Genomic DNA, 300 nt, shown 5'->3' with positions numbered 1-300 from the left:
GATCGAGACCTGGCCGGAGGCGAGGTTGGTGATCCGGCCCGGGATGAAGAACGGCGAGATCCGGCGCGGGCCCTTCTCGTGCAGGGTCACGGAGGCGTCGTAGGTGCCGCCGGTGCCGCCGATGCCGGAGCCGATCAGCACGCCGGTGGCGCACTGGTCCTCGTGGCTCTTCGGCGCCCAGCCGGCATCCTTCAGCGCCTCGTCGGCCCCCGCCATCGCGTAGACGATGAACGGGTCGACCTTGCGCTGCTCCTTCAGCTCCATCACGAGGTCGGGGTTGAAGGTGCCGTCGGTGCCGTC

General features: G+C 70.0%; 1 protein-coding gene. It reads right to left on the bottom strand.

Annotated elements, in window-relative coordinates:
* A partial coding sequence (locus tag ACLBX8_RS31985) for a beta-ketoacyl synthase N-terminal-like domain-containing protein (protein ID WP_447716447.1) occupies positions 1 to 300 on the bottom strand: 300 nt, incomplete at both ends.

The sequence above is a fragment of the Methylobacterium sp. D48H genome (genome assembly GCF_053345715.1).
The sequence above is the reverse complement of the archived record's forward strand: the minus strand, read 5'-3'. Positions and strand labels throughout refer to the sequence as shown.